The sequence below is a fragment of the Streptomyces sp. NH27 genome (assembly GCF_056859195.1).
Genome location: NZ_JACEGK010000973.1, coordinates 1 through 1138 on the forward strand (window position 1 = coordinate 1; position 1138 = coordinate 1138).

The window sequence follows — 1138 nt, forward strand, 5'->3', positions numbered from 1 at the left end:
CCAGCCCTGGTAGTACGCGCGGGCGAGGGAGCGGCGTACCAGGCCGTAGTGGAGCCGCCAGGCGGAGTGCACGTCGGCGGTGGAGCCGACCGGGAGCACGTTGGTGGAGCCGTCGGACAGGCGTACGCCGGTGCCGGCCGCGGCGACCTGCATGACCGCCTTGGCGTAGTCGGCGGCGGGGTGGTCCAGGGACTGGTGGGCGGCGCTGACCCCGCAGGCGGCGCTGTAGTCGAAGGTGCCGTAGTGCAGTGAGGTGGCGCGGCCGCGGGCGGCGTCGATGAGGCGGGGCACGGTGGCGGTGCCGTCGGGGCCGAGGATGGCCTGGGTGGTCTCGATCTGGATCTCGAAGCCGAGCCGTCGCTCGGGCAGCCCGGCGGCCCGCTCGAACTCCTCGCACAGGTCGGCCATCGCGGCGACCTGCTCGGGGAAGGTGACCTTGGGCAGGGTGAGGACGAGCCCGTCCGGGAGCGCGCCGCCGTCGAGCAGGGTCGTCAGGAACAGGTCGAGCGTGCGGATGCCGCGGTCGCGTACGGCGGCCTCCATGCACTTCATGCGGATGCCGACGTACGGGGGCGCTGTGCCGTCGGCGACGATGGCGCCGACGGTCCGTGCGGCGGCGACGGCCGCGGCGTCCTCCTGTGAGTCCGGGCGCACCCCGTAGCCGTCCTCGAAGTCGATCCGCAGGTCCTCGACGGGCTCGCGGCGCAGCTTGGCGCGGACCAGGTCGTGGACGTCGGCGGCGAGTTCGCCGGACAGGCCGAGTACGGCGCCGAAGGCGGCCGGGTCGGGTGCGTGGGCGTCGAGCGCGGCCAGTGCCTGGTCGCCCCAGGCGCGGACGGTGCCGGCGTCGAAGGCGTCAGCGGGCACGTACACGGTGTGCACGGGCTGGCGGGTGGCGCGGTCACCGGGGTAGCGGCGGGCCAGCTCGGCGTCGGTGCTGGCCAGCGCGGCGCCGATCCGCGTGGGTACGGCGTCTGCGTGTGTAGTCACGGCCGGCATCTGCACCCTCCCGGAATTCAACAGATCGTTGAAATGCAAGCTTGCGGGGGGCATCCCCGCCGGTCAACAGGTCGGCGGGCCGCGGCGGTCGGGTCGCGGACGCGCGTCGGCCGCCCCCCACCCCAGGTGCGCCGCGGCC

General features: G+C 74.7%; 1 protein-coding gene. It reads right to left on the bottom strand.

Translation table 11 applies throughout. The annotated features are described in order from the left end of the window. Positions 1-999 (bottom strand): DUF6986 family protein (locus AC13HU_RS37490; RefSeq protein WP_483046475.1); only part of this gene is annotated, 999 nt, incomplete at its 3' end. Positions 1000-1138: the final 139 nt, after the last annotated feature.